A 24,513-nucleotide genomic window follows, 5' to 3' on the forward strand; every position below is an offset into this window, starting at 1 on the left:
AGCGATGGATCGGTCCCGGAGCGGGACGGATGGAGACAAACGACGTGGCCATGTTCGAGTTCGGCAGGGACATCCGGAAGCTGTTCGGAGAGGCGCGCGACAGCGACGACCTGGGCTGGCTGGAACTGATCGGTGTCGATCTGCTGGCGATCGAGGCCCGCGCCCTGACCACCGACGGCGGCCGCGTCTCCTGTCGTCATCCGGCCCGCACCTGGCTGCGCGCCTCGGCCCTGTGGCGCGAGCACGCCCGGCGGACGGGCCGGAGGGACAGCATCGTCAAGGCCATGGCGACCGCTGACGACAGCCTGAACGCCACCACCAACGAGGACGAGCAGGCACGGGCCGGACTGGCGCGAGCCATGGCTTTGCTGACCTCGTTCGACCTGTTCGGCGACCGCGACGCCCTGGACGAAGCCACCCACGCCGCACGGCAGACATCACCCCGCCGCCTGGCCACCCTGGCCTCCAGCGCTGGCGTCCATGCCCGCATCCGCGCGCGTCAGGCCCGGCTGAGCGGCACGACCGCCGACCGCCTGGACGCCGCGGCCCTGATGGACGCGGCCCTGCATGCCATGGTCAAGCACAACCCGACAGAATCCGACGACCTTCGCCTCGACAACGCCGCCCTGGCGCTGGAAGGCGGCATTCTCCAGCGCGATCCCCGTCTGCTGGACCAGGCCGGGCGCGACCTGAAAGCGCTGGTCGAGGCGTCGTCGCCTGACACTCGCCCGCTGACCCGCGCTCGCGCCCTGGCCCTGTGCGGGGCCGGTCTATCCGCGCTGGCGGCCATGGCTGACGACGCAGAGGCGGTCGAAGCGGGCCACGCGATGTTCGAGGCCGCCGCCGACCAGTTCACCCCGGATCACAGCCCGATGGACTGGATCGCCATCCAGGTCGCGCGCGCCGTCGATCCGGCCACGCCGGTCGAGCCTTTGACGCAGGCTGAGGCCCTGACCGCCGGACAGGGCACGATCCTCGGCGGGCTGGCGCTGGACCTGCTGACGTCGCGCGAGATCGACCGGGCGAGCGACGCCGGTGACGTCATGACCCTGACCCGGATCGAGACCCGGGTGCGCCGTCGTCTGGCCGAACGCGGCGGCCCGCCGTCGGCCGTCGAATGGGCCATCGACCAGATCGCCATGGCCCGCGTCATGATCGCCCGCGCCCAGCTGATGGGCACCGAACCCGACCAGGCCGCCTTCGTCCTGTCCGAAGCCGCAGAGGCCGCCCGCGACCACGGCGTGCCCGTCCTGGCGGACCGGGCCAAGGGGCTGATGCTGGGCCTGAGCGTCCGGGCTTAAGGCGAGGCCTACCCGCCCATCGCCACGAAGCCGCCGTTGGCGAAGCCGGGCTTGCCATAGGCCAGGGGCGATCCGTCGGCGGCCAGCACCCGGCCACCGGCGGCCTCCAGAACGGCCTGGCCGGCGGCGGTGTCCCATTCCGAGGTGGGACCGGTGCGGGGGTAGGCGTCGAAGCGGCCTTCCGCGATCAGGCAGAATTTCAGCGAGGAATCCGTGCCCTGCCACCGCGTGCAGCCGTGGCGGGCGGCCAGGCGGGCCGCCTCTTCGTCGGTGACGCTGTGGCTCAGCAGGGCGATGCCCTCGTCCGGCCGGTTGCGGACCTTGATGGTGCGCCAGGGCTCGCCGAAGCGGCGCATCTCCGCTCCCCCGCCGACCGCCGTGCGCCAGGTGGTCGAGGTAGCGGGCGCGGTGACGACCCCCGCGATCGGGTGGCCGTCGCGGATCAGGGCGATGTTGACGGTGAAGCTCTCCTTGCCCGCGACGAACCCCTTGGTGCCGTCCAGTGGGTCGATCAGCCAGAAGACGGCGTCCGCGCTGGCCGGTCGCCCTTCGGCCTCCGACTGTTCCTCGGCCACGGCCTGGATATCGGGGTAAAGCGCTTTCAGCCGCGACAGAATCAGGGCCTCGGCCTCGCGGTCCGCCAGCGTCACCGGGCTGTCGTCGGCCTTGGCGAATACCTCGCCGCCCGCCCGCCAGTAGGGCAGGATCACACGCGCGGCGTCCTCGGCGATCTCGGCGATGTGGTCGTGCAGGGCACCGGAGGCGAGGTCGGCGTCGAGGGAAGAGGTCATTTCGCGGGGGATAGACCATGAGGGGTGGTTTCGCGAAGGGGCAAATCACCCCAGCTTCGATCCCATGACCGATGCCGCCTTCGACACCCCGCTCGACGCACTTCCGATGGACGGCCCCGAGCTGGCCAGCCTGATCGCCGCCAAGCTGTGCCACGACTTCATCAGTCCCTCGGGCGCGATCGTGTCGGGGCTGGATCTACTGAACGATCCGACCGCTCAGGACATGCGCGACGACGCCATCAGCCTGATCACCGACAGTGCGAAAAAGATGGTCGCCCTGGTCCAGTTCTGCCGCGTCGCCTTCGGGGCCGCGACCACGGCCGAGCGCTTCACGGGCGAGGAATTGAGGGCGCTGGTCGATGGCGTCACCCACGGCGGACGGGCCACGCTGGACTGGCGGCTGGAGGTCGCGGATTTCGGCAAGCCGCAGGCCCGGGCGCTGGTCAATCTGGCCTATCTGACCGTCGCCGCCCTGCCGATGGGCGGGCAGGCCGTCGTCACGGCGCGTGCCGGCTCGGACGGTCTGGTGCTGCTCGGGATCGCCGAGGGCGCGCGGGCGAGGCTGAAGGCCGAGGCGTCCACCGGCCTTGCCGGACAACGTCTGACCGAGGGTCTGGCCGGGCAGTGGGTCCAGCCCTACTGGCTGTGGCTGACGATCCAGCAGCAGGGCGGACGGCTCGATGTCGAGGCGGGGGACGGGCGCGTCGTTTTGACGGGAACGATGCCGTCTTAATCTAACCGACCAACGAGTCGTTAACCGCCCGGGCCTGATTATGGACCTGAAACGGCAGACCTGATTCCGACCGTTGGGAGAACGACCAAACCGTGGATGTCCGGACCTGCCTCATCGTGGACGACAGTCGGATCATCCGGAAGGTCGCGCGGCGCATCGTGGAAGGTCTGGGCTTCGAGGTCGACGAGGCCGCCGACGGCATCGAGGCCCTGTCCTACTGCGCCGGCCTGATGCCCGACGTCATCCTGCTGGACTGGAACATGCCGGTCATGGACGGCCTGACCTTCATCCGCCGACTGCGCACCCAGACCGGCGGCGATCATCCCAAGGTCCTGTTCTGCACCATCGAGACGGCACCCGAACGTATCGCCGAGGCGCTGGGGGCCGGGGCCGACGACTACATCATGAAGCCGTTCGACGGTGAAATCCTCCACTCCAAGTTGTCCGAAGTCGGAGCCGTCTGAAGCCGAACCATGATCCCGACCGTAGCTCAGCCATGACCCAGGACGACTTCGATCGTTTGCAGGCGCTGCTGTCCTCGCGGGCCGGCTTCCGGCTGGGCCGCGACCGGATCCACCTGGCCGAGCATCGGCTGGCTCCGGTGGCGCGCCGCGAGGGCTTCGACAGCGTCGACGCCATGCTGGCGACCCTTTGGGTCAAGCCGGTGGCCTCGCTAGGCTGGGCCGTGATCGAGGCCCTGCTGAACCCCGAGACCTGGTTCCGTCGCGACCGGGCGGTGTTCGATACGTTCGCGCGCGAACTCCTGCCCGCCATCAGTCGCGTCCGCCCCGAAGGCCGGGTTCAGGTCTGGTCGGCGGGCTGTTCCAGCGGACAGGAGGCCTATTCCCTGGTCATGGCGGGGCTGGATGCGGGGGCCAACCTGGATGTGGTCGCCACCGACCTGTCCCAGCGGGCCCTGGACAAGGCCCGGGCTGGTGTCTTCAGCGCCTTTGAGATTCAGCGCGGACTGTCGGCCCAGACCATGCTGCGCTGGTTCGAGCCGGCCGAGGACGCCTGGGCCATCCGGCCCGCGCTCAGGAACGCGGTTCGCTTCGCGCGGCATAATCTGCTGGATGCACCGGCGGACGAAGCCCGCTTCGACATCATCGTGTGCCGCAACGTCCTGGCGGAAATGGAGCCCGGCAAGCGCGGTCAGGTCGTCGACTATCTGGAGCGCCGCCTGGTGGACGACGGCGTCCTGATCCTGGGTGCCGACGAACGGATCGATGGCGACACCATCGCCTTCCGCCCCGTGGGCGGCCGGCGCGGCCTGTATGTGAAGGCACCATCGGCATTGAGCCGGGCCGCCTAGGTCATCGACACCGCCCGGTTTCGCCCCCTATTCTGACCGGGTGTCGGGGATGACGATCATGCGGTGGCCTCTGTTTCTGGGATCCTTGGCGCTCGCCCTTGTGATCGGGGTCTGGGCGCTGCAGGTGCCGGCACCGCGCGACAGTCGCACCCCCGCCACCGATTTCTCGGCCCAGCGCGCCATGGCCGACGTGCGCCAGATCGGTGTTCGCCCCCATCCCGTCGGATCGGCCGAACACGCCCGGGTCCAGGCCTATCTGGTCCAGCGGCTGACGGCCCTGGGGCTGAATCCCATTCTGCAATCCGGGGCCCTGTCGCCAGAAGCCATCACCCGCCTGACGCGCTGGGGCGGTGACCCGGCAGCGGCAGGCAATGCCGCAGTGGACGTCGTCGGCGTCCTGCCCGGGCGCGATCCGGGTGCGGCCGCCGTCGTCCTGATGGCCCATTACGACAGCGCCTGGGGATCACCGGGCGCGGCCGACGACGGCGCGGGCGTGGCGGCCGTGCTGGAGACCGTCCGCGCGATCAAGGCGCGTGGCCCGGCCGACCGGACCCTGGTCGTCCTTCTGACCGATGCAGAGGAACTGAACCTGGATGGCGCGCGGCTGTTCTTTTCGGAAAATCCCCTGCGCGACCGGATCGGAGCCGTGGTCAATCTGGAGGCGCGCGGCGGCGGCGGCCGGGCCATGATGTTCGAGACCGGCCGGGGCAATGCGGAGACCGTTCGCCTGTTCACCCAGGCTGCGAGGAAGGCCGACGGCGGCGCGACGTCGAACGCCCTGTCGATCTTCGTGTACGAAAACATGCCCAACGGCACCGACTTCACCATTCCCAAGAACCGGGGCATCGGCGGGGTCAACTTCGCCTTCATCGGTCGCCCGTCCCAGTATCACTCGCCGAGCGCCACGCCTGAAAACCTCGACCAGGGCGCGCTGCAGCACATCGGCTCCCAGGCTCTGGAGGCGACCGATGCGCATATCCGGGCCGATGCCCTGCCCGTGGCCGGGGCCAATGTCGTCTATGGCGACATCCTGGGACGCCTCTTCATCGTCCATTCGACCGGACTGGGATGGACGCTGCTGGCGATCACCGCCGCCCTGCTGGCCTTCGCCGCCTGGGGTGCCCGTCATGCGACGGGCCTGACCGCGGCCGATGTCGGGCGGGGAATGCTGTCGGGACTGTGGCTGCTGGCCATGGGGATCGTGGTCACCCACGGGGTCCGCGCCTTGGCTGGCCCCTCGGCCGCGCGGGCCGAGTCCGCCGAGGTCTACTACACCCTGCTGAGGCGGCTTCCGTGGATGGAGGCGGGGGCCGCCCTCGCCGTCGTCGCGGTAGCCCTGGCCGCCCTGGCCGGGCGCGCCGCCCTGGGACCCCGCATTCTGGCCGGCGTCGTGATCGCCAGCGTCGCGGCCATCATGATCCTGAGCGGCGTCGACTATGCGCTGCTGGGCGCGGGCGGCGTGGCGATCGCCCTGTCGATCTGGAGCCAGACCGCGCCGAAGACCGTCTGGGGCGGATGGCTCGGGCTGATCGCCCTGATCCTGCTGCTGGGCTGCGTCGCGCAGGGCGCGGCACCCGAGGCGGCCCTGATCTTCGTCTGGCCCGGCCTGCTCGCGGCGGCGGCGGCGGCCGCCTGTGCCCTGATCGGCGCGCGGCTAGTCAGCGCCCGCGCCCTGATTCCGGCCGCGATCGCTACCATCCTGGGTGGAGCCTGGATGGTGACCCTGGCCCATCCCGTCTTCCTGGGCGTCGGCATGGACATCCCCGGAGCCCTGGCGCTGATGGCCTTGCTGGTGCTCCTGTTCGCCCGTCCCCTGGCCCCCGAGCACGCGAAGGCGACCCTGGCGGCCGGGGCGGCGGCCTGCCTGATCCTCGCCTGCGGCGTCTGCCTGACCGCGCGCTATGCCGAGCCGATGCCTGCGCCAGTCGTGGGTGGGCCGACCTGACCCGGCCTTAACGGCCCGGAAAACCCCCGCGTGTATCGTTCGTCCATGAACCTGATCCATGCCCTGCAGGACTCCACCGATCCGAACTCGCTGGTGTCGCGCTTTCGCCGCGCGCGCAGCCGCCGGATCGTCGGCATGATCCAGCGCATCCATGCGGCCAGGGGCACGGTCCGCATCATCGATCTGGGTGGAGAGCCCGATTACTGGAACCTGTTCGACCGTGCCTTCCTGGATGCGTCCGGGGTGCACATCACGGTCGTGAACCCCGGCGGCGTCGACGAGGAATACGACCCCGCCCTGTTCAAGGTCATCGACGGCGACGCCTGCGACCTGCCTCAATATGCCGATCACGCCTTCGACATGGTGCATTCCAACTCGGTCATCGAGCACGTCGGCGACTGGGAGCGGATGGAGGCCTTCGCCGCCGCCTGCCGCCGCCTGGCCCCCGCCTACTATGTCCAGACGCCCTATTTCTGGTTCCCGGTCGAGCCGCATTTCAGCGCGCCCTTCTTCCACTGGCGCTCGGAACAGAGCCGGGCGCGGGCCCTGCTGAAACGCGGTCACGGCTTCTCGCCCAAGGCTCCCGACATGGGTCAGGCGATGCGCGACGTTCAGCATGCCCGCCTGCTGGACAAAGGCCAATTCCGCTTCCTGTATCCCGACGCCGTCCATCACGACGAGGTCGTCGCCGGCCTGACCAAGTCGCTGATCGCGGTGCGCGAGCCGACATCGCACTGACATCAAAGGCGCGGTAACCTCGACGACCCTCTCGGCGAAGGCCCGAGCAGATCGTTCGAGAGAGAGACCGTCATGACGCGCCCCGCCCCTACCGCGACCCTGTCCAGCCACCCCGACCTGCGTCGGCGTCTGGCTCTGTTCGGCAGCATCGGCGTCATCGCCGCCGCCCTGATCGCGGGCCGGGGCACGGCGCGTCCCGCGGAAGCGGCCCCCACGCCTCCGCCGGCCCCCGCCGCATCAGGCCTGACGGTGGTGGAGCTGTTCACCAGCCAGGGCTGCAACTCCTGCCCGCCGGCCAATGCCAATCTGGTGACCCTGTCGATCCGGCCTGACATCCTGGCCCTGAGCTGGAACGTGACCTACTGGGACGGTCTTGGCTGGAAGGACACCTTCGCCCAGGACGCCTTCACCCAGCGCCAACGCAGTTATCAGCGCGGCCTGGGTAACGACAACGTCTGGACGCCGCAGGTCGTGGTCGACGGGCGCGCCGACGTCGTCGGCCAGCGCATGGCCCAGATCCAGGGCCTTATCGATCGTCACCGTCCCTTCAACGGACCGGCGGTAGAGTTCCGCGACGGCGCGGTCGGCTTCGCCGGCGGTGCGGCCCCCGCCGCGCCTGCGGACGTCTGGCTGATCCGTTACGAACCCCGCCCGATCAATGTGCCCGTCGAGCGTGGCGAGAACGGCGGCCGCACCCTGCCCCATGCCGACGTCGTGCGCGAACTGGTACGGCTCGGCGACTGGCGCGGCCAGACCGTCGGCTATCGCCTGCCCGCCGCGACCCGCGCCGGTCTGGCGACGGCGGTGCTGGTCCAGGCCCCGAACGGCGGCCCGATCCTTGCGGCGGCCAAGGGTTAGGCTTCAGCAAAAAGGAAAAACGGGGTACGTCAAAATCGGACGTAGCCTGGGGCCCTTCCGCCTGCTCCGCAAAAGAACATATTGGCAACCGGAACAAACCGTGCACATAGTCAGGCTCACAGGGAGCGGGTCACGATCATTGGATCGAAGGCGGGCCTCTCCCCCAAGGCTTAATCGGGAATCATGGCAAGGGAGAGTGGCAAGGTGGCATCGCAGGCAGCATTGAAATTGGTGGGCAAGGACGACGGCGACAAGCAGCGCGCGCTGGAGGCGGCGATCGCGCAGATCGACCGGGCCTTCGGCAAGGGCTCGGTCATGAAGCTAGGCAAGGGCGGGATCGCCGATGTGATCCCCTCGGTGTCCACCGGGTCGCTGGGCCTGGACATGGCGCTGGGCATCGGCGGCCTGCCGCGCGGGCGGGTGATCGAGGTGTTCGGGCCTGAAAGCTCGGGCAAGACGACCCTGGCTCTGCATACCGTGGCCGAGATCCAGAAATCCGGTGGCACCGCCGCCTTCGTCGACGCGGAACACGCGCTCGACCCCGGCTATGCCCAGAAGCTGGGCGTGAACCTGGACGACCTGCTGGTCTCGCAACCCGACACGGGCGAACAGGCGCTGGAGATCGTCGACACCCTGGTGCGTTCCGGTGCCGTGGACATCGTGGTAGTCGATTCGGTCGCCGCCCTGACGCCCCGCGCCGAAATCGAGGGCGAGATGGGCGACAGCCTGCCGGGTCTTCAGGCGCGCCTGATGTCCCAGGCCCTGCGCAAGCTGACGGCCTCCATCTCCAAGTCGAACTGCATCGTGCTGTTCATCAATCAGATCCGGCACAAGATCGGCGTCATGTACGGCTCGCCCGAGACGACCACGGGCGGCAATGCGCTGAAGTTCTACGCCTCGGTCCGTCTGGACATCCGCCGCACCGGCGCGATCAAGGATCGCGACGAGGTCGTCGGCAACACGACCCGGGTCAAGGTGGTCAAGAACAAGGTCGCCCCTCCGTTCCGCGAGGTCATCTTCGACATCATGTATGGCGAGGGCATCTCCAAGCTGGGCGAGATCATCGATCTGGGAGTGAAGGCCGGGATCATCGAGAAGTCGGGCAGCTGGTTCTCCTACGACTCGACCCGGATCGGTCAGGGCCGCGAAAACGTCCGCGCCTTCCTGAAGGCCAACCCCGACATGGCCGACGCCATCGAGGACAAGGTCCGCAAGTCCACCTCCAAGATCGCCGACGAACTGCTGGGCACGCCCGAGCCGGACGAAGGCCAGGATCTGGAAGGCTGACCTGACAGGTCTGCACGGTCTGCACGGTCGACTGTTTTTTTATTCAGTCGGGCTGACGCGTGCGGACCCCATCGAGACACTCCGCCCGGCTGGTCCCCGCGACCCGCCGCCGACCCACGCAGGGATCGGGCCGGACGGAGTTGGGCCGCCCGGTGCGAACCGGGCGGCCCATTTTGCCATCTCGCTGTGGCGGTGTGGCTCAGAAGTCCGGCGGCAGGTAGGGGCCTCCGCCGGAGCACACGAAAATCTGCGTCTGATCGTAGTAGGGCGTGGGGATGTAGGGGCGGATCACGTAGACATAGCTTCCGCTCTGTCCGCATCGATCCGAAGCGTAGCCAAGAACCTCCGTCTTGGCCTCGTCAGCATAGTAGACATAGGAATAGGCGATCAAGTCTGGGTCGTAGGACTGAATCGCCAGCGCCTGGGCCGGACCGATGGCTGCAGAACAGGCTGCTGCGGCAGCCAGTGACAGTACAGCTCGCTTGAAAGTCTTCACTTTGAACGCTCCCTCTACTCATGCGCGGGACTGCGCTCACGGACGATGTAGGCCTCCACCTCGAGTTGCAACTCACAAATACGTGCAATCTCAAAGTAAACACGCCGGAAACCTTAACGCGCGCATCGCTGTCGCGATGGTGCCAGCAACGCCTAGGCCGTGTGACCCGACCCGGATCCCCGAGCCAATCGCTGCAAGGTGGGCCGAACCCTCAGGAAGGCCAGATACAGCCGCTCCATCAGACCCAGCACCGTCCGGTTCCGGGCCATCCGTCCGAACGGAGCCAGGACCGGGATCGCCCGCCACATGGCCGCGAAGGCCTCGGCCCCCGACACCATACGTCCGTCCTCGCGCGCGTGGAACCGGGCCAGCAGGTCAGCCCGGTCGATCGGACAGCTGCCCTGCCCCGTCGCCACGTCGGTGAAGACGATGGCGCCGCGCCGGTCCAGCCTGCGCATCAGGTTGATCTCCCGCCGACACAGCGGGCAATCCCCATCGAACCAGACTTCCACCTCGGCCATGGCCCAACATAGGCCGTCCGCCCGCCATCGTCCCCGCGCCGCGACGCCGCGCCCCACCGGGTTGCCCCAGTCACGCCCCCTTCCCCCGCTTCATGCGTTGGATCGTTCTCAATCCTCTCCACGGAACCCCAAGATGGCCGACGACGACATTCAGACCCTGACCCAGTTCAACCTGGCCGAAACTGACGACGGCTATGTGCTCGAGATCGGCGGCGATCAGGGCGGCCTGCTGCGCGTCGCCGCCAGCGCCGAACAGCTCGATGCCATCATCGAAGCCCTCGACGCCCTGCTGTCCGACGAGGATGACGCCGTCGATGATGCGGGCGACGACGCCTGATCGCGCGCGGGTGATGCCAGCGCCCGCGAAAGCCTATATGAGGCCCCTTCCCGTTCGCCGCTCGCCTGAAGACTGATCGCCATGTCCAGCCTGAAACAGATCCGTTCGACCTTCCTCGACTTCTTCGCGGCCGACGGTCACGCCAAGGTGCACTCCGCCCCCCTGGTGCCCCGGAACGACCCGACGCTGATGTTCGTCAACGCGGGCATGGTGCCGTTCAAGGACTATTTCACCGGGGCCGCGACGCCGCCCTATCCGCGCGCGACGTCCTCGCAGAAGTGCGTGCGCGCGGGTGGCAAGCACAACGACCTGGACAACGTCGGCTACACCGCCCGGCACCTGACCTTCTTCGAGATGCTGGGCAACTTCTCGTTCGGCGACTATTTCAAGGAACACGCCATCGACCAGGCGTGGAAACTGGTCACCCAGGGCTACGGTCTGGACCCCAAACGCCTGCTGGTCACCGTCTATATCGACGACGACGAGGCCGCCGCGATCTGGAAGAAGGTCACCGGATTTTCCGACGACAAGATCATCCGGATCGCAGGGTCCGACAACTTCTGGGCCATGGGCGACAACGGCCCCTGCGGCCCCTGCACCGAGATCTTCTGGGACTACGGCGATCACATCGCCGGTGGGCCTCCCGGGTCTCCCGACGAGGACGGCGACCGGTTCGTCGAGATCTGGAACAACGTCTTCATGCAGTTCGAGAAGGAGAACGACGAGATCGTTCGTTCCCTGCCCAAGCCCAGCGTCGACACCGGCATGGGGCTGGAGCGGATGACCAGCGTGCTCCAGGGCAAGAACTCGGTCTTCGACACCGACCTGTTCCAGACCCTGATCGCTGCCTCCGAAGACGCCACCTCCACGAAGGCGGAGGGCGACCGCGCCGCCAGCCACCGGGTCATCGCCGACCACCTGCGCTCGTCGTCCTTCCTGATCGCCGACGGTGTGACTCCGTCGAACGAGGGGCGTGGCTATGTGCTCCGCCGCATCATGCGCCGCGCCATGCGTCATGCCCACCTGCTGGGCGCGGCCGATCCCCTGATGCACCGGCTGGTCCCGACGCTGGTCGGCGAGATGGGCGAGGCCTATCCCGAACTGGCGCGCGCCCAGGCGTCGATCGAAGACACCTTGAAGCAGGAGGAGGTCCGCTTCCGCACCACGCTCGGTCGCGGCATGGGCCTGCTGGACGATGCGACCGCCTCGCTGTCGGACGGCGGCGTGATTTCCGGGCGCACGGCTTTTACCCTGCATGACACCTACGGCTTCCCCCTTGATCTGACGCAGGACGAGGCCCGCCGTCGCGGCTTCACCGTCGATACCGATGTTTTCGACACCGCCATGGAAGAGCAGAAGGCGCGCGGCAAGGCCAACTGGAAGGGCTCGGGCCAGACCGCCTCGACCGGCGAATGGCTGGCGCTGAAGGACCGTCTGGGACCGACCGTCTTCACCGGCTATGACGCCGTCGACGGCTCGGGCGAGGTGCTGGCGATCCTGAAGGATGGTGCCGTGGCCGACAGCGTCGAGCCCGGTGAAACGGCGGAGGTGCTGTTCGACCAGACTCCCTTCTATGGCGAAGGCGGCGGCCAGGCCGGCGATAAGGGCGAGATTGAATGGGCGGGCGGATCGGCTCGCGTCCTGGACGTCCAGAAGCCGACCGGAGACCTCTATGCCCACACGATCGAGGTGACCTCGGGCACGTTGACGATCGGTACGCGCGCCCAACTGCGCGCCGCGCCGGACGCCCGCCTGACCACCCGCGCCAACCATTCGGCCGCGCATCTGGTCCATGCGGCGCTGAAGAATGTGCTCGGCCCCCACGTCGCCCAGAAGGGCCAGCTGGTCGATGCCGAGCGCATGCGCTTCGACTTCAGCCACGGCGCGCCGCTCACAGAGGACGAGCTGGCCCGCATCGAGACCGAGGTGAACGCGGTCATCCGCCAGAACCTGCCTGCCGAGACCAAGCTGATGGGGCCACAGGACGCCATCGAAGCCGGGGCCGTCGCCTTGTTCGGCGAGAAGTACGGCGACGAGGTCCGGGTGTTGACGCTCGGCAAGTCGCTCACCGACGACAAGCCCTATTCGGTCGAACTGTGCGGCGGCACCCACGTGGCCCGCACCGGCGATATCGGCCTGTTCAAGATCACGTCCGAGACGGGGATCGCCGCCGGCATCCGCCGTGTCGAGGCCCTGACCGGCGAGGCCGCGCGCCAGTTCCTGCTGGCCCAGGCCGGCGTCGCCAGATCCCTGGCCCAGACCTTCAAGGTCCAGCCTCTGGACGTCCCGGCCCGCGTCGAGGCCCTGTCCACCGAACGCAAGGCCCTGGAGAAACAGGTCGCCGAGCTGAAGAAACAGCTGGCTCTCGGCGGCGGCGGCGGCGGCGGCTCGGCCAACGCCGCGCCCGAGGAGATCAATGGCGTCAAGTTGATCGCCCGCGTGCTCGACGGCGTCGACGGCAAGGGCCTGCGCGGCGTGGCCGAGGACTTCCGAAAGCAGGTCGGCTCGGGCGTCGTCGCCCTGATCGGCGTGACCGACGGCAAGGCGGCGGTCACCGTGGCCGCCACCTCGGACGTCACCGATCGCGTCAACGCGGCCGATCTGGCGCGCGCCGCCGTCATCGCGATGGGCGGTCAGGGCGCGGGAGGAAAGGCCGACTTCGCTCAGGGCGGCGCACCGGACGGATCGTTGGCCGAGGCAGGCCTGGCAGCCGTGCGGGCCGCGCTGGCGGGCTGATCAGCCGGCGGGCAGGTCGATGCCCGTCAGCTTCCAGTCGAACAGGCCCTGGCGCGTCAGCAGCAGCTTCAGGGTCTGGTTCGGCCGCTCGACGTCGGTCAGACGCACGGCGAAGGTGTTCATGTCGCGATAGCCATAGGACTGGCGGATTTCCGGCCGGTCGTTCTCCGGCGTCGAGGGCCCGGCGTCACGGTCCGTCGGATCGGGCACCTTGGCCGTGCGGACCATGGCGGCGACGGTGGGCGCATTGACCAGCGCGTCCACGGCCCCGCCCACCAGCATCGGCCCCAGGATCATGCCCAGCCCGCCCAGGCCGCTGTCGCGCACGCGCGGATCGTCCTGCGCCTCCGCCATCAGCCGGGCCGTCAGCTCGTCCTTCAGGCTCTCGCGGAACTCGGGGAAGTCGACCAGCCGCTCCAGCGCCGCTTCATCGCCCGCCTCGGCCGCCGCGACCAGGGATCGGACCGTCAGGAAGGGCGAGCCGAAATAGGCGACGAGAAACCCGATGATCGCCAGGCCGATCAGCCCCTTGAACAGGCCCTTCATCGCTTCGTCTCCGGCGTCGTCGTGGGGATGGGTGTCGTGGGCGGTGTCGATCCGTCGGGAAGTCCGATGTGGACCAGCTTCCATTCGAACGGCCCCTTGCGCGCGAAGGTGAAGACGGTGTCGGACCCGCCCTCGTCCGTCACGGCCATGCGGGCCAGGTTGACGCCCCAGTAGCGCGGCGAAGGCCATGGTGCAGGCCGGCTGTCCGCCTCCATCGTCGCGGTGCCGACGACGGCGGTATAGCGACCCTCGCCCCGCAACAGGCCGTCGATGGCTTCGGGCGTCAGATAGGCATCGGGGTTCGGTCCCTGGGGCGCGGCGACGTCCTCGAACTGGCGACGGAAGGCCCCGATCGGATCGTTCATGAAGGACGGCGGTGGAGTCAGGGCCTCGGGCCGGTTCGACAGCTGGGGCCGCAGCGACGCCCGCACAGCGTCGAAGTCCACCAGTCTCTGCAGTCCGGCGACGTCATCCGATTGCGCCGCCGACCGGATGCCGAAGAACGCCACGGCCGGCGCCGCGAAGAACGACACGACCGCCAGCGCGATGGCGACCAGCACCAGCTTGCCCAGAATATTCTTCACGCGGTGGTCTCCCCTCCTCCGGCGCAGACCGCATCAATGCACGGGATGCGTCACGGCTCAAACGAAACCCCGCCGGAGAGGCTCCGGCGGGGTCGAAATAATCCAGTGACGTGGGATCAGCCGATGTCGGGCAGTTCGGCCTTGAGGTTTTCGGCGACCTTGTCGAGGAAGCCCTCGGTGGTCAGCCAGCCCTGCTGATCACCGACCAGCAGCGCCAGGTCCTTGGTCATATAGCCGGCCTCGACCGTCTCCACCACGACGCGCTCCAGCGTCTCGGCGAAGGTGGCCAGTTCGGCATTGTCGTCCAGCTTGGCCCGGTGCGCGAAGCCGCGCGTCCAGGCGTAGATCGAGGCGATGGAGTTGGTGGAGGTCGCCTCGCCCTTCTGATGCTGGCGATAGTGGCGGGTCACCGTGCCGTGGGCGGCTTCGGATTCCAGCACCTTGCCGTCCGGGGTCAGCAACACGCTGGTCATCAGACCCAGCGAACCGAAGCCCTGCGCCACGATGTCGGACTGCACGTCGCCGTCGTAGTTCTTGCACGCCCAGACGAAGCCGCCCGACCATTTGATGGCCGCGGCCACCATGTCGTCGATCAGGCGGTGCTCATAGGTCAGGCCCTTGGCCTTGAACTCGGCGGCATAATGCTCGTCGAACACGGCCTGGAAGATGTCCTTGAAGCGGCCGTCATAGGCTTTCAGGATCGTGTTCTTGGTCGACAGATAGACCGGATAGTTGCGCTGCAGGCCGAAGGCGAAGCTGGCGTGGGCGAAGTCGGTGATCGAGTCGTCCAGGTTGTACATGCCCATGGCGACACCGGCCGAGGGAGCCTTGAACACCTCGTGCTCGATGACGTTGCCGTCGTCGCCGACGAACTTGATCGTCAGGGTGCCGGGGCCGGGCATCAGGAAGTCGGTGGCCTTGTACTGGTCGCCGAAGGCATGGCGGCCGACGACGATCGGCTGGGTCCAGCCGGGCACCAGACGCGGCACGTTCGAGCAGATGATGGGCTCGCGGAAGACCACCCCGCCCAGGATGTTGCGGATCGTGCCGTTGGGCGACTTCCACATCTTCTTCAGGCCGAATTCGGCGACGCGCGCCTCGTCCGGGGTGATGGTGGCGCATTTCACGCCGACGCCGTGCTTCTGGATCGCGTGGGCGGCGTCGATCGTCACCTGATCGTCGGTGGCGTCGCGGTTCTCCATCGACAGGTCGTAGTAGTCCAGGTCGATGTCGACGAACGGAAAGACCAGCTTGTCCTTGATCCACTGCCAGATGATGCGGGTCATCTCGTCGCCGTCGATATCGACGATGGGATTGGCGACCTGAATCTTGGCCATGGGAGCGGTCCTTGCGTGCTGGATGGGCGGGGAGGTGGCGGGCGGTATAGCGACGCAGGGGCCGGGTGGCAAAGCCGATCGTGCCTAGCGGCGCACAGTCAGGGTCAGACCGCCGGTGATCGGCCGCAACGGGGTACTGGCCAGGGCCTCCGGCAGACGGAACGGGTCGCCATAGGAAAAGGTGTTGGCCTCTGTGTCGAACGGGTTGTCCACGAAGGCCGTGGCCGACCACCGCCGGGCCTCGATCCCGATCGAGGCGCGCCCGGTGACGTATTCGCCCATCCGATAGCGTTTGGCGGCATCGAAGGTCAGCCGCGATTCACCGACATAGGCGACCGTTGCCTGGGCGATCAGGTTCAGTCCCCGGCCCATCGGGCGTCGGTAGTCCGCTGAGACATTGGCCGAGCTTTCGGGCACGCCGGGAAGGCCTGCGTTGAAGCGCGAGTTGAACCCTGGACTCGGACTGGTGACCTCAGGGTGCGCCAGAAGGCCGTTCGCATGAATTTCAAGGCCGTCGGTTGCCTGCCAGTTGATCTCGACCTCCAGCCCGGCGTTGCGCCCGTCTCCGACATTGACCGCATAGGACAGACCGCTGGGCAGGAACTGATCACTCTGGATATCCCGCCAGTCGGCGAAGAATGCCGTGGCGCGCGCCTGAACGCGGCCATTCCACAGCTGCGCCTTGGCCCCGACCTCATAATTGGTGAGGGTGTCGGGCGAATACTGACGCGCCGGGTTTCCCAACTGTCCATCGAACCGCTGCCCGGACGGGCCTGCGGTATTGAAGCCTCCCGACCGTCGGCCCTGGCTGACCAATGCGTACAGGTTCCACGCATCGCTGGGCTGCCAGGACACCGAAACCATCGGCGACACGGTCGTCGTGCTGTCGCTGCCCTCGAAGCGCCGAATCGTCCCGCGGTGAGCCACGCTGGAGGTCACCCGCTGGTCAAAGTTTGAAAGCCGGGCACCGCCCGTCAGCGTCCATGTCGGCATGAGCTGGAAGCTGGCCTGACCGAAGGCGGCGATCTCGCTGGTCCGGTCACGACGGACCTCGCGATAGATCGTGGTCTCGACGGTCCGCAGCGCCTGGACCTGACTGTCCGCGCGCGTCGTCCCGCTGGAATAGAAGGCCCCGCCTGTCCAGCGCCACCGCCCCTGCGGCCGGGACGCGTAGCTGACGTCGACCGTGGTCAGGTCCGTGTTCTGAAAATCATCGAGGGCGCCCAGAGTGGCTCCGGAGCCGAACGAGCGCAGGGCGCTGGACGCATCGTATCGGCTCATGAACTTGTGCCGGACCGAGGCGACGGTGAAATCGAGGTGGCCCCAGTCGCCGCCTCCGCTCAGCCCGGCGTGGACCTCGTCGAACGTGTTGCGGTGCGGCTCGCGAACCAGGTTGGCGCGGGTCAGTCCCCCCAGGGTGCGATAGATGTAATGGGTATCCTCGGTTTGGATCGTCTGGTGCACGACACCGAGGTTGGCCGACCAGTCGTCCGCCAGCCGTCGAACCAGCGAAAATCGCCCGCCGCGCCGCGCGCCCTCGTTGACACGTGGCATGGCCAGGCTGATGTCGTTGATATAGCCGCCGAACCGCTCCTCGTAGGCCACCGCTCGCAAGGCCAGATCCCCGTCGAACAGCGGCAGGTTCGCGAACAGCGACTCGTCTCGGTTCTCCCCGCCTTGCCGCGTCCACGACCGGCTGATCGACGCCCCCAGATCCGCGCGAAGCGGGTCCGCGGCTCGCGGCACGATCCGAACCACGCCACCGATCGGGCCTGTGCCGTACAGCGTTCCCTGAGGTCCGCGCAGCACCTCGACCCGGTCCACATCGACCAACTTCAGGTCCGGGTCGGGCGCGCTATAGGTCAGCGGGACCCGATCGAGATAAAGCCCCACCGTCGAATGGGTCAGGCCGGTGAACGTCCCGTCCGACATGCCGCGCAGCAGGATCTTGTTGCGGCCCGAACCCAGGTTCGTCACCGTCATGCCGGGCACCAGGGCATCCAGCCCGATCATGTCGGTGACGCCCGCCAGGCGCAGACGATCCTCGTCCACCGCACTGAGGCTGGTGGCCGAAGCCTGCGCCCGACCGACCCGCCGTTCGGCCGTCACGATGACGTCCGAAAGAGCGACCGAGTCTTCCACGGAGGGATCCGGCACCGGCGGTGGCTCCGCCAGACGTGGAGGCGACACCGATCCGACATTGCGTGGCACCGCTATTGCGACGCGACGGATGACGATCGCCCCACTGGACGTCAGCGTCCAGCGACAGCCCGATCCCTCCAGCACCTGGCTAAGCGCCCGGTCCAGCGTCATGGTCCCACGCAAGGCCGGGGCTATCGACCGGCACTGCGCGATGTCGCCGCCGAGCGATCGCCGCGACTGCAGCGCCAGCCGCATCAGGGATTCATCAACGCGTTGACGAGGCAGGTTGAAGGTTTGCGGCGCGGACGCAGGCACAGAGGTCTGCGCTGACGCCGGCCTTGCGACCAGGGGGATCAGGACAGTGGCGAGAACGAAAACCCAGGCGATCGGGCTTGCACCGGGAAGGTCAGTCCTGGCCACGCGATGTCAGGCGGACCTCGGTCGCGGACCGGCTGACGCGGATCGGTACAAGATCCTCCAGCTGCCTCGCCATCGTCGCCTCGTCCCCAACCTGCAGGACGCCGGTGAACGTCACACGTTTTGCAGGATCAGCAACGATAACAGGCTTGTCGAGATAACGCGACAGGTCGTCGGCGACGCTCGCGAGGGGCGCATTGCGATAGATCAGGGTGCCTTGGGTCCAGCTGACCGCCTCCTCCGGCGAGACGGTTGAAAGGACCGGACCGGCCTGACCGCGGCGCTCGACGACCTGACCGGCGGACAGCCGCGCGCCGGCGTCGTTTGCACCGGTATCCACCGCGACGGCCCCCCGCTGAACCGCTACGCGGTAGCGGCCCTTGTAGCTCAGCACATCGAAGGCGGTGCCGAGCACCCGGACGGATCGATCGCCTGAAAGCACGACGAAGGGACGCTCGGCGCGGTGCACGACATCGAAGGCCGCCTCTCCCTGATCCAACGTCACGGTACGCTGATCGGCGGTCATCCGCACCGACATGCGGCTGTGGCGATTGAGGTGGACGCTGGACCCGTCCTCCAGCGTCACGACCCGATCTGTGTCGGTCGTCACGAAACTCTGCGGCCGATCGGTCAGATTGATCCAAAGACCGGCCGCGAGTGCCAGCGAAGCCGCGAGAGCAAAGGCTGGTATCAGGCGTCGCGTCATCGACGACCGCCCCGCCGCGCGCCGGCGGCGCGGTGCGGCGTGCGGCAGCACGGGGTCTGACACGTCGGCGGCGTCGTCGAGGTCCAGCCAAAGCTGCTCTACGACGTCATAGTGACGGGCATGATCGGGGTCGACCTCCAGCCATTGCTGGAACGCCAGCCACTGGCCCTCGTCTGCGGCATCGTCGCGCAAAACGGCGAACCAGCTCAGGGCCTGTTCATGGATGGACGTGTCGGTCATGAGTGCCGGGGGCTGGCGAGGCGGCCGGATGGCCCTTGTAGGTCAGACGTCACCGACCGGTGCTGACCTCCATTATTTGCGCCCGTCGCGTTCAGCCTCATGATTCACGCTCCCGCGCCAACTGCCGCAACGCTTGCATCATGTGCTTTTCGACCGAACTGCGCGAGATACCAAATGTCGCGGCGACTTCGGCGTAGCTTCGGCCCTCGAACTTATGCATTCGGAAGATGCGCTGGGTGCGGTCGGGCAGAGAGTCCAGGGCCTCAAGCAGGTCGCGCAAGCGCTGACGGTCCATGACGGTGGTCTCGGCCGACGGACTGTCAGCGACATCGTCTTCACCCCGGGTGTGATGCGCGACCTGTCGCCAGGCCGTGTCCCGTGCCTGGGACCGTCGTCTTGATCGTGCCCGGTCGAGAAGCAGGTTGGAGGCCAACCGATAGAGAAAGGCGCGTGGCTCGGCGACCTCATAGTCCGGATCCAGCGATACGATCTTCAGATAGAGATCTTGCAGAAGGTCCTCGATGTCGCCGTCGCTGCCCAGACGCGCCCGCATGAAGCGGCCCAGGGCGTCCCGCTGTTCCAGATAGATCGGGATCAGGAAGTGCTCGGGCGGGGCCGCCAAATCTCTTATTCCCCAGCAGACGGCCAAGGCCGGCGGACGCGCCGCATGGTGCATACGCGCCGTTAATGGCCCGTCCGCGAACAGCAGGCAAGCAGGGCAAACCCCATGGATTTCCGACACTACGCCGAGCGACAGCAACCGGATCAACGGAAGCCCGTGAGGTTAAGCCGGAACGGGGGCGTCTAACCTTCAGACCGCCATGAAGGCGGCGGGGTTCGCGCTTGCGCTACGGCCGTCATCACCACCGGAAAGGTACGTCGCGCGCGGGTGGAGTTCCGCGTGGTGTATGATCTTTGGCGTTCAGGTTTCGTGCGGCGGGCGGTGTCCCGCATGGCCCACATGCCGCCCAAGGCCGAGGAGATCGTCTGGCTGCCCGACGACCCGGCCGGCTTTCGATATGTGGCGGACCCGTTCGCGATCCAGCGCGATGGCGTGCTGACGATCTTCGTGGAGGCCTTCGACTACCGCGATCGCCGAGGCGAGATTCGATATTTCCAATACGACGCCGCTGACCGGTTGCTCGGCCAGGGGGTGGCGCTGGCGGAACCGTTCCACCTGTCCTATCCGAGCCTGATCGTCGACGGCGATGACCTTTTCATGCTGCCCGAAGGTCACAAGAGCGGGTCGTTGAACCTGTATCGCTGCATCCGCTTCCCGGATCATTGGGAGCGCCTTTCGGAACCCCTGCTGAAGGTGCCGGCCATCGACGCGTCGGTGGTTCGCCATGGCGGCCGTTGGTGGATGTTCTACGCCCTGCCCGGGCCGGCTGATCGCGCCATGCGTGAACTGCACGTCGCCCATGCGGACGCACTGACCGGACCGTGGACCCAGCACCCTGGCAACCCGGTCAGTGAGGGCTTCGCTCAAGGGCGGCCGGGCGGCTCGGCGTTCGAGATGGACGGGTCGCTGCATCTGCCGATCCAGGACTGTGGCCGCACCTATGGCGCGGCGATCAACCTGCTGCGCCTGGACACCCTGACGCCCGACACGTTCGGGGCGACGGTCGTCCGGTGCTTCGAGCCCGGCAGACTGCTGGCCGGTTATGGCGACGGCCTTCACACCTTGTCGGGTGACGAGACCGTGACCTGCATCGACGTCAAATCCATTCGCAGCTCGCCCGCCGAACCCTGGATCAAGGTGCAGTTCAAGATGCGTCGCCTGTTGGGTCTCAATCGGCCCCGCCGCCGTGCCGGCAGCGGCGGCACCACACGACGCTGGCCCAGCGCCGCCCCTGCCTTGTCTGTCGGAGTATCCTGATATGCGCATCGCCGTCGTCATGCCGCGGGGTTGCTCGATGTCGATCGACAAGCCCAACTCGATGGAAACCGTCGCCCGAACCCTGGCCGAAAACAGCCGCTGGAAGGGGTCGTTGAAGATCATCTGCGACGAAGGCAGCAACCCGGTCCCGCATCTGGACCTGCTGACGGTTCCCGCCAACCTTGGGCGCAAAGCGCGCACCGAGGCGGTCGCCCGTGCCATCGAGGCCTTCGATCCCGAGGTCATCGAATACCACCAGCAGCTGGGTCCGGCCGAGGCCCTGGCCCGACGGTTCCCCGATCGGATCAACGTCCTGCACCGCCACACCCGGATCAAGCCGCCATCAAACCCCCTGGAACGCTTCCGCTATCGCCACCGACTTGCGGCGTTCGACCGCCTGATCTTCGTCAGCGCGGCGGCGGAGCGCGAGTTCGCTGCGGACTATCCCACGCTCGCCCACCGGGCCACGGTGGTGTGCAATCCCATGGACATGGCCGCCTGGCAGCACCCGATCGGTCAACGCGAGAACCTGATCCTGTTCTCCGGCCGCGCCATGGCGGAAAAGGGCCTCGACACCTTCTGCGCGAGCCTGGCCTGTGTTCTGGATGAGCGACCGGAATGGAGGGGCGCGCTGTTGCTGGGCGACTGGGACCGCCACGCCGACTGGGCCACGCCCCATATCGAGGCCCTGTCGCGATTTGGTGACAGGGTCGAAATCCACACATCGGCGGCCGTGGGCCTCGTGCGGGCCGTCACCCGCCGCGCGGCCATTGCCGTAACACCTTCACGCGTAGCCGAGGCGCTTGGTCTGACGGCGCTGGAAGCCCATGCGGCGGGTGCGGCCCTGATTTCGTCCGGACGGGGGGGCCTGACCGAGGCCAGTGGGGACCATGCCATTTACCGCGATCCCGACGATGCAACCGGCATGGCCGCGGCAATGCGATCGCTGATCGACCAACCGGGACTTCGACTGCGAATGACAAGTGCGGCCCAGGCGCGCGTCGCCGTCACCTATGCGCCAGGCGTATGGTCCGGCCGACTGGACGATTTGCGGGATGAACTGGTCGATCGCACGATGATGGTTCCGACGAGCCGTCGATCGTCATGGATCAGCGGCCTGGCCTGGATCGTGTCGGGGCCACGACAAACCCCGGTCGCCAACTGACGCGACACAGTTACGGTCTGTAACGACCCACGCCCCTGAAGCGTAGCCCGTGACGGTTGGCCTTGAACCGGGCCCCGTGACGGGAGCAAAGACATTGGCCATGCCGCCTTTTCTGGCCAGACTGTTTTTCGGCGACAAGGCCGCACCGCGAATGCGGTCGCGCGGAGCCAATGCGATCGTCGGCCTGCCCGATCGGGTGCTGATGGCTCAGGCCTATATTCCCGCTTTCGCCGCGGATGGCGGTCGCATCCTGGCGGTCGGTGTTCGCGCCTACAATCTGGAGGACCATGCCCCGTTGCAGGCTGGTGGAGCCGAACTGTGGACGACCGACATCGATCCGCGCGCGGCACGTTGGGGCGTGGCCGGACGTCATCGGACCGGAGACGCCTGTGATCTCGATACGGTCTTCGGCGACCTGACCTTCGATGCCGTGCTGTGCAACGGCGTGCTGGGGCACGGCGTCGACACGCGCGACCAGCAGAAGCGCGCGCTCGATGGCATCGCGACGATCCTGCGGCCCGGCGGCCGGCTGCTTCTCGGCTGGAACAGCGGTCGCATGGCCGATCCTCTGTCGGCCGGGCTGACGACGCCGGCCTTCCGGCCAGAACACTATGCCGGCCAGCCGGCCAGGGTGACGTTCGAGGGCGTCGATCACGTCTATGACCTGATGGTTCGCACCGACGCGCCGATCTGAGCGATCAGTAGGCCTTCGACCGGATCGGCGCGGTTTCCGGCGCCAGCCAGAAGATCGGCACGACGGCGACAGCCACGCCCGCGATCAGGACCCCTGGCGCCATGTCCCAACCGGTTCGGGAGACGAGCAGTTCCGCCACCCAGGGCGTGAACCCACCAAACACGGCCGTCGCCGCCGTCGCGCCGAGAGCCAGACCGGTCAGCCGACCCTCGCCCGGAAACTGCTCCGCCGTCGCCACGGCACCCACCGCACTGACGCCTCCTGCGACCCCCGCCAGCACCACAGCGCCGAGGAGAGCCCGCGCGGTCGACCCGTCCCCCATAAGGGCGAACATCGTCACAGGCAGGACGGCGGCGGCCATCGCCAGCCCGATCAGGACGGGCTTTCGGCCGATCCGGTCCGACAGCATCCCCGCCAGCGGGGTGACCGCGATCACCACCACGGCCGCGATGGTCGCCAACCACAGAGCTTCGGTCTCGCCGAAAGCCCCAGCCGAGGTCAGAAAGGCAGGCACATAGGTGATGCCGACATAGTAGGTGATCGACCCCAGAGCCGAGATGGCGAAAGCCCGCACGATCCCCACACGGTGGTGCGTAAGCGTGTGCAGGATCGGCTTATCCGGCACAGTCCCTTGGGCCTGCTGCCGCTCGAAATCCGGCGATTCCTGCATCGTCGACCGCGCGATCCAGACGCTCCCGGCCAGCAGGGCCCCGAACAGGAACGGGATGCGCCAGCCCCAGCCGTCCAAAGCCACCGGATCAAGGAGATGCACCGTCAGAGCAGAGACTCCCACCGCCATCAAGGCCCCGATCTCGCTGGCGGCTGAGGCCGACGATGCGATCAGGCCGCGCCGATGGCTCGGCGCCCCTTCCAGCAGATAGGCCACGACGCCGGTGTATTCGCCGCCGACCGAGAACCCCATCACGCAGCGGATCAGCAGCAACAGCAGGCCCGCCACCGGGCCGATCTGGGCATAGGTCGGCAGAAGGGCGGTCGCCGCCATGGCTGCCGTCATCATCGCCACCGACAGCAGCATGGCGTGCCGCCGCCCCAGGCGGTCCCCGATATGGCCAAACACCACCGCCCCGAAAGGCCGCATCAGATAGGCCACTGCGAACCCGCCCAGCGTGACCAGCAGCGACCCCTCGCCCCCACCGAAGAAGACGCGCGACAGGATGGTCGCCAGATACAGATACAGGGTGAAGTCGTACCACTCGACCACGGTCGAAAACGCCGCGATGGCCATGGACCCGCGCGTCATCGATGCGCGTTGGTGGGGAGACGTATCGCTCATGTTCAGTCCCTTGCCAGGGCCATGTAATCGCCGGGCCCGGCGGCGGGGTCGGTTGCGGCGGCGAGCGGTCTTGGCTGGCCGTCCAGCGCCTCGCGCAGGGCGTCCCGGTCCAGTTCGCCTTCCCAGCGGGCCACGACGATGGTGGCCACGGCGTTGCCGATGAAGTTGGTCAGGGCCCGGCATTCGCTCATGAACCGGTCGATGCCCAGGATCAGCGCCATGCCCGCGATGGGCACCGAGGGCACCACCGCCAGGGTCGCCGCCAGGGTGATGAAGCCCGCCCCCGTGATGCCCGCCGCCCCCTTGGAGCTCAGCATCGCCACCAGCAGCAACAGCACCTGGTCCTGCAGGCTCAGGTCGATGTTCAGCGCCTGGGCGATGAACAGGGCCGCCATGGTCATGTAGATGTTGGTGCCGTCCAGATTGAACGAATAGCCGGTCGGCACGACCAGTC

24 protein-coding genes are annotated in these 24,513 nt (G+C 67.7%); 13 read left to right on the forward strand and 11 right to left on the reverse strand.

Annotated features, from left to right (window positions below):
* The first annotated feature begins 29 nt into the window (after window positions 1-29).
* Window positions 30-1,301, forward strand: a complete 1,272-nt coding sequence (locus AC1DW4_RS13875; RefSeq protein WP_477017847.1) for a hypothetical protein — start codon at window positions 30-32, stop codon at window positions 1,299-1,301.
* Window positions 1,302-1,309: 8 nt separating this feature from the next.
* Here AC1DW4_RS13875 and cysQ read toward each other — a convergent pair whose 3' ends face one another.
* Window positions 1,310-2,092 carry a 3'(2'),5'-bisphosphate nucleotidase CysQ gene (gene cysQ / locus AC1DW4_RS13880; protein ID WP_477017848.1) on the reverse strand — a complete coding sequence of 261 codons (783 nt, stop codon included), beginning with the start codon at window positions 2,090-2,092 and terminating at the stop codon, window positions 1,310-1,312.
* A gap of 64 nt (window positions 2,093-2,156) precedes the next feature.
* Between cysQ and chpT the strand changes: the two genes are divergently transcribed.
* The 7 genes from chpT to recA all read left to right on the forward strand — a co-directional run bounded on the left by chpT (window position 2,157) and on the right by recA (window position 8,965).
* Window positions 2,157-2,825: a histidine phosphotransferase ChpT gene (gene chpT, locus AC1DW4_RS13885; protein ID WP_477017849.1), complete on the forward strand. Its 669-nt coding sequence runs from the start codon at window positions 2,157-2,159 to the stop codon at window positions 2,823-2,825.
* A 92-nt stretch (window positions 2,826-2,917) separates the two neighbouring features.
* On the forward strand, window positions 2,918-3,289 hold the full coding sequence (locus AC1DW4_RS13890) for a response regulator (protein WP_477017850.1): 372 nt from the start codon (window positions 2,918-2,920) through the stop codon (window positions 3,287-3,289).
* 32 nt (window positions 3,290-3,321) lie between these two features.
* On the forward strand, window positions 3,322-4,137 hold the full coding sequence (locus tag AC1DW4_RS13895) for a CheR family methyltransferase (protein WP_477017851.1): 816 nt from the start codon (window positions 3,322-3,324) through the stop codon (window positions 4,135-4,137).
* A gap of 58 nt (window positions 4,138-4,195) precedes the next feature.
* A complete protein-coding gene (locus AC1DW4_RS13900) occupies window positions 4,196-6,082 on the forward strand; it encodes a M20/M25/M40 family metallo-hydrolase (RefSeq protein ID WP_477017852.1) in 1,887 nt (628 codons plus the stop codon).
* A gap of 30 nt (window positions 6,083-6,112) precedes the next feature.
* Window positions 6,113-6,820: a class I SAM-dependent methyltransferase gene (locus AC1DW4_RS13905; RefSeq protein WP_477017853.1), complete on the forward strand. Its 708-nt coding sequence runs from the start codon at window positions 6,113-6,115 to the stop codon at window positions 6,818-6,820.
* A gap of 72 nt (window positions 6,821-6,892) precedes the next feature.
* Window positions 6,893-7,678, forward strand: a complete 786-nt coding sequence (locus AC1DW4_RS13910) for a DUF1223 domain-containing protein (protein WP_477017854.1) — start codon at window positions 6,893-6,895, stop codon at window positions 7,676-7,678.
* A gap of 204 nt (window positions 7,679-7,882) precedes the next feature.
* Entirely contained in the window at window positions 7,883-8,965 is a 1,083-nt protein-coding gene (gene recA, locus AC1DW4_RS13915) for a recombinase RecA (protein ID WP_477017855.1), read from the forward strand.
* Window positions 8,966-9,164: 199 nt separating this feature from the next.
* On the opposite strand, the gene AC1DW4_RS13920 is transcribed toward recA, so the two are convergent.
* Both AC1DW4_RS13920 and AC1DW4_RS13925 read right to left on the reverse strand, forming a co-directional pair.
* Entirely contained in the window at window positions 9,165-9,461 is a 297-nt protein-coding gene (locus tag AC1DW4_RS13920; RefSeq protein ID WP_477017856.1) for a hypothetical protein, read from the reverse strand.
* 152 nt (window positions 9,462-9,613) lie between these two features.
* The gene (locus AC1DW4_RS13925) at window positions 9,614-9,982 is read right to left on the reverse strand and encodes a thiol-disulfide oxidoreductase DCC family protein (protein ID WP_477017857.1); all 369 of its coding nucleotides are present in this window, start codon (window positions 9,980-9,982) and stop codon (window positions 9,614-9,616) included.
* 133 nt (window positions 9,983-10,115) lie between these two features.
* On the opposite strand from AC1DW4_RS13925, the gene AC1DW4_RS13930 reads away from it, so the two are divergent.
* Complete coding sequence (locus AC1DW4_RS13930) at window positions 10,116-10,319, forward strand: hypothetical protein (RefSeq protein WP_477017858.1); 204 nt, start codon at window positions 10,116-10,118, stop codon at window positions 10,317-10,319.
* 81 nt (window positions 10,320-10,400) lie between these two features.
* Entirely contained in the window at window positions 10,401-13,055 is a 2,655-nt protein-coding gene (gene alaS, locus AC1DW4_RS13935) for an alanine--tRNA ligase (protein WP_477017859.1), read from the forward strand.
* Here the strand turns inward: alaS and AC1DW4_RS13940 are convergent, their stop codons facing one another.
* The 6 genes from AC1DW4_RS13940 to AC1DW4_RS13965 all read right to left on the reverse strand — a co-directional run bounded on the left by AC1DW4_RS13940 (window position 13,056) and on the right by AC1DW4_RS13965 (window position 19,649).
* Window positions 13,056-13,601 carry a DUF2939 domain-containing protein gene (locus tag AC1DW4_RS13940; protein WP_477017860.1) on the reverse strand — a complete coding sequence of 182 codons (546 nt, stop codon included), beginning with the start codon at window positions 13,599-13,601 and terminating at the stop codon, window positions 13,056-13,058. It abuts the gene before it with no gap.
* Complete coding sequence (locus AC1DW4_RS13945) at window positions 13,598-14,185, reverse strand: DUF2939 domain-containing protein (RefSeq protein ID WP_477017861.1); 588 nt, start codon at window positions 14,183-14,185, stop codon at window positions 13,598-13,600. The genes AC1DW4_RS13940 and AC1DW4_RS13945 overlap by 4 nt, the downstream gene beginning before the upstream one ends.
* A 116-nt stretch (window positions 14,186-14,301) precedes the next feature.
* The gene (locus AC1DW4_RS13950; protein ID WP_477017862.1) at window positions 14,302-15,522 is read right to left on the reverse strand and encodes an NADP-dependent isocitrate dehydrogenase; all 1,221 of its coding nucleotides are present in this window, start codon (window positions 15,520-15,522) and stop codon (window positions 14,302-14,304) included.
* 84 nt (window positions 15,523-15,606) lie between these two features.
* Window positions 15,607-17,919, reverse strand: a complete 2,313-nt coding sequence (locus AC1DW4_RS13955) for a TonB-dependent receptor (RefSeq protein ID WP_477017863.1) — start codon at window positions 17,917-17,919, stop codon at window positions 15,607-15,609.
* Window positions 17,920-18,070: 151 nt separating this feature from the next.
* On the reverse strand, window positions 18,071-19,027 hold the full coding sequence (locus AC1DW4_RS13960) for a FecR family protein (protein ID WP_477017864.1): 957 nt from the start codon (window positions 19,025-19,027) through the stop codon (window positions 18,071-18,073).
* A 97-nt stretch (window positions 19,028-19,124) separates the two neighbouring features.
* Window positions 19,125-19,649, reverse strand: a complete 525-nt coding sequence (locus AC1DW4_RS13965) for an RNA polymerase sigma factor (RefSeq protein ID WP_477017865.1) — start codon at window positions 19,647-19,649, stop codon at window positions 19,125-19,127.
* A gap of 330 nt (window positions 19,650-19,979) precedes the next feature.
* Here AC1DW4_RS13965 and AC1DW4_RS13970 point away from each other — a divergent pair, with 330 nt between their 5' ends.
* The 3 genes from AC1DW4_RS13970 (at window position 19,980) to AC1DW4_RS13980 (ending at window position 22,765) form a co-directional block, all read left to right on the forward strand.
* The gene (locus AC1DW4_RS13970) at window positions 19,980-20,906 is read left to right on the forward strand and encodes a glucosamine inositolphosphorylceramide transferase family protein (RefSeq protein ID WP_477017866.1); all 927 of its coding nucleotides are present in this window, start codon (window positions 19,980-19,982) and stop codon (window positions 20,904-20,906) included.
* Window position 20,907: 1 nt separating this feature from the next.
* Entirely contained in the window at window positions 20,908-22,071 is a 1,164-nt protein-coding gene (locus AC1DW4_RS13975; protein ID WP_477017867.1) for a glycosyltransferase family 4 protein, read from the forward strand.
* Between the two features lie 100 nt (window positions 22,072-22,171).
* On the forward strand, window positions 22,172-22,765 hold the full coding sequence (locus tag AC1DW4_RS13980) for a class I SAM-dependent methyltransferase (protein WP_477017868.1): 594 nt from the start codon (window positions 22,172-22,174) through the stop codon (window positions 22,763-22,765).
* Window positions 22,766-22,769: 4 nt separating this feature from the next.
* Here the strand turns inward: AC1DW4_RS13980 and AC1DW4_RS13985 are convergent, their stop codons facing one another.
* Together AC1DW4_RS13985 and AC1DW4_RS13990 are read right to left on the reverse strand one after the other, a co-directional pair.
* Window positions 22,770-24,059 (reverse strand): MFS transporter, encoded by a 1,290-nt coding sequence (locus AC1DW4_RS13985; RefSeq protein ID WP_477017869.1) that lies wholly within the window; start codon window positions 24,057-24,059, stop codon window positions 22,770-22,772.
* Between the two features lie 2 nt (window positions 24,060-24,061).
* Window positions 24,062-24,513: cation:dicarboxylate symporter family transporter (locus AC1DW4_RS13990; protein WP_477017870.1), on the reverse strand; the 452-nt coding region annotated here is incomplete at its 5' end.

The organism is Brevundimonas sp. P2_A6 (assembly GCF_056404975.1).

Excerpts from the sequence above, each read along its gene's own strand:
- AC1DW4_RS13950 (WP_477017862.1), bottom strand. The coding sequence starts at position 15,522 with ATGGCCAAGATTCAGGTCGCCAATCCCATCGTCGATATCGACGGCGAC.
- AC1DW4_RS13980 (WP_477017868.1), top strand. The coding sequence starts at position 22,172 with ATGCCGCCTTTTCTGGCCAGACTGTTTTTCGGCGACAAGGCCGCACCG.
- chpT (WP_477017849.1), top strand. The coding sequence starts at position 2,157 with ATGACCGATGCCGCCTTCGACACCCCGCTCGACGCACTTCCGATGGAC.
- AC1DW4_RS13985 (WP_477017869.1), bottom strand. The coding sequence starts at position 24,059 with ATGAGCGATACGTCTCCCCACCAACGCGCATCGATGACGCGCGGGTCC.
- AC1DW4_RS13910 (WP_477017854.1), top strand. The coding sequence starts at position 6,893 with ATGACGCGCCCCGCCCCTACCGCGACCCTGTCCAGCCACCCCGACCTG.
- AC1DW4_RS13975 (WP_477017867.1), top strand. The coding sequence starts at position 20,908 with ATGCGCATCGCCGTCGTCATGCCGCGGGGTTGCTCGATGTCGATCGAC.
- AC1DW4_RS13925 (WP_477017857.1), bottom strand. The coding sequence starts at position 9,982 with ATGGCCGAGGTGGAAGTCTGGTTCGATGGGGATTGCCCGCTGTGTCGG.
- AC1DW4_RS13895 (WP_477017851.1), top strand. The coding sequence starts at position 3,322 with ATGACCCAGGACGACTTCGATCGTTTGCAGGCGCTGCTGTCCTCGCGG.
- AC1DW4_RS13875 (WP_477017847.1), top strand. The coding sequence starts at position 30 with ATGGAGACAAACGACGTGGCCATGTTCGAGTTCGGCAGGGACATCCGG.
- AC1DW4_RS13940 (WP_477017860.1), bottom strand. The coding sequence starts at position 13,601 with ATGAAGGGCCTGTTCAAGGGGCTGATCGGCCTGGCGATCATCGGGTTT.
- AC1DW4_RS13900 (WP_477017852.1), top strand. The coding sequence starts at position 4,196 with ATGCGGTGGCCTCTGTTTCTGGGATCCTTGGCGCTCGCCCTTGTGATC.
- AC1DW4_RS13970 (WP_477017866.1), top strand. The coding sequence starts at position 19,980 with ATGGCCCACATGCCGCCCAAGGCCGAGGAGATCGTCTGGCTGCCCGAC.
- AC1DW4_RS13930 (WP_477017858.1), top strand. The coding sequence starts at position 10,116 with ATGGCCGACGACGACATTCAGACCCTGACCCAGTTCAACCTGGCCGAA.
- cysQ (WP_477017848.1), bottom strand. The coding sequence starts at position 2,092 with ATGACCTCTTCCCTCGACGCCGACCTCGCCTCCGGTGCCCTGCACGAC.
- AC1DW4_RS13955 (WP_477017863.1), bottom strand. The coding sequence starts at position 17,919 with ATGCGGCTGGCGCTGCAGTCGCGGCGATCGCTCGGCGGCGACATCGCG.
- alaS (WP_477017859.1), top strand. The coding sequence starts at position 10,401 with ATGTCCAGCCTGAAACAGATCCGTTCGACCTTCCTCGACTTCTTCGCG.
- AC1DW4_RS13960 (WP_477017864.1), bottom strand. The coding sequence starts at position 19,027 with ATGACCGACACGTCCATCCATGAACAGGCCCTGAGCTGGTTCGCCGTT.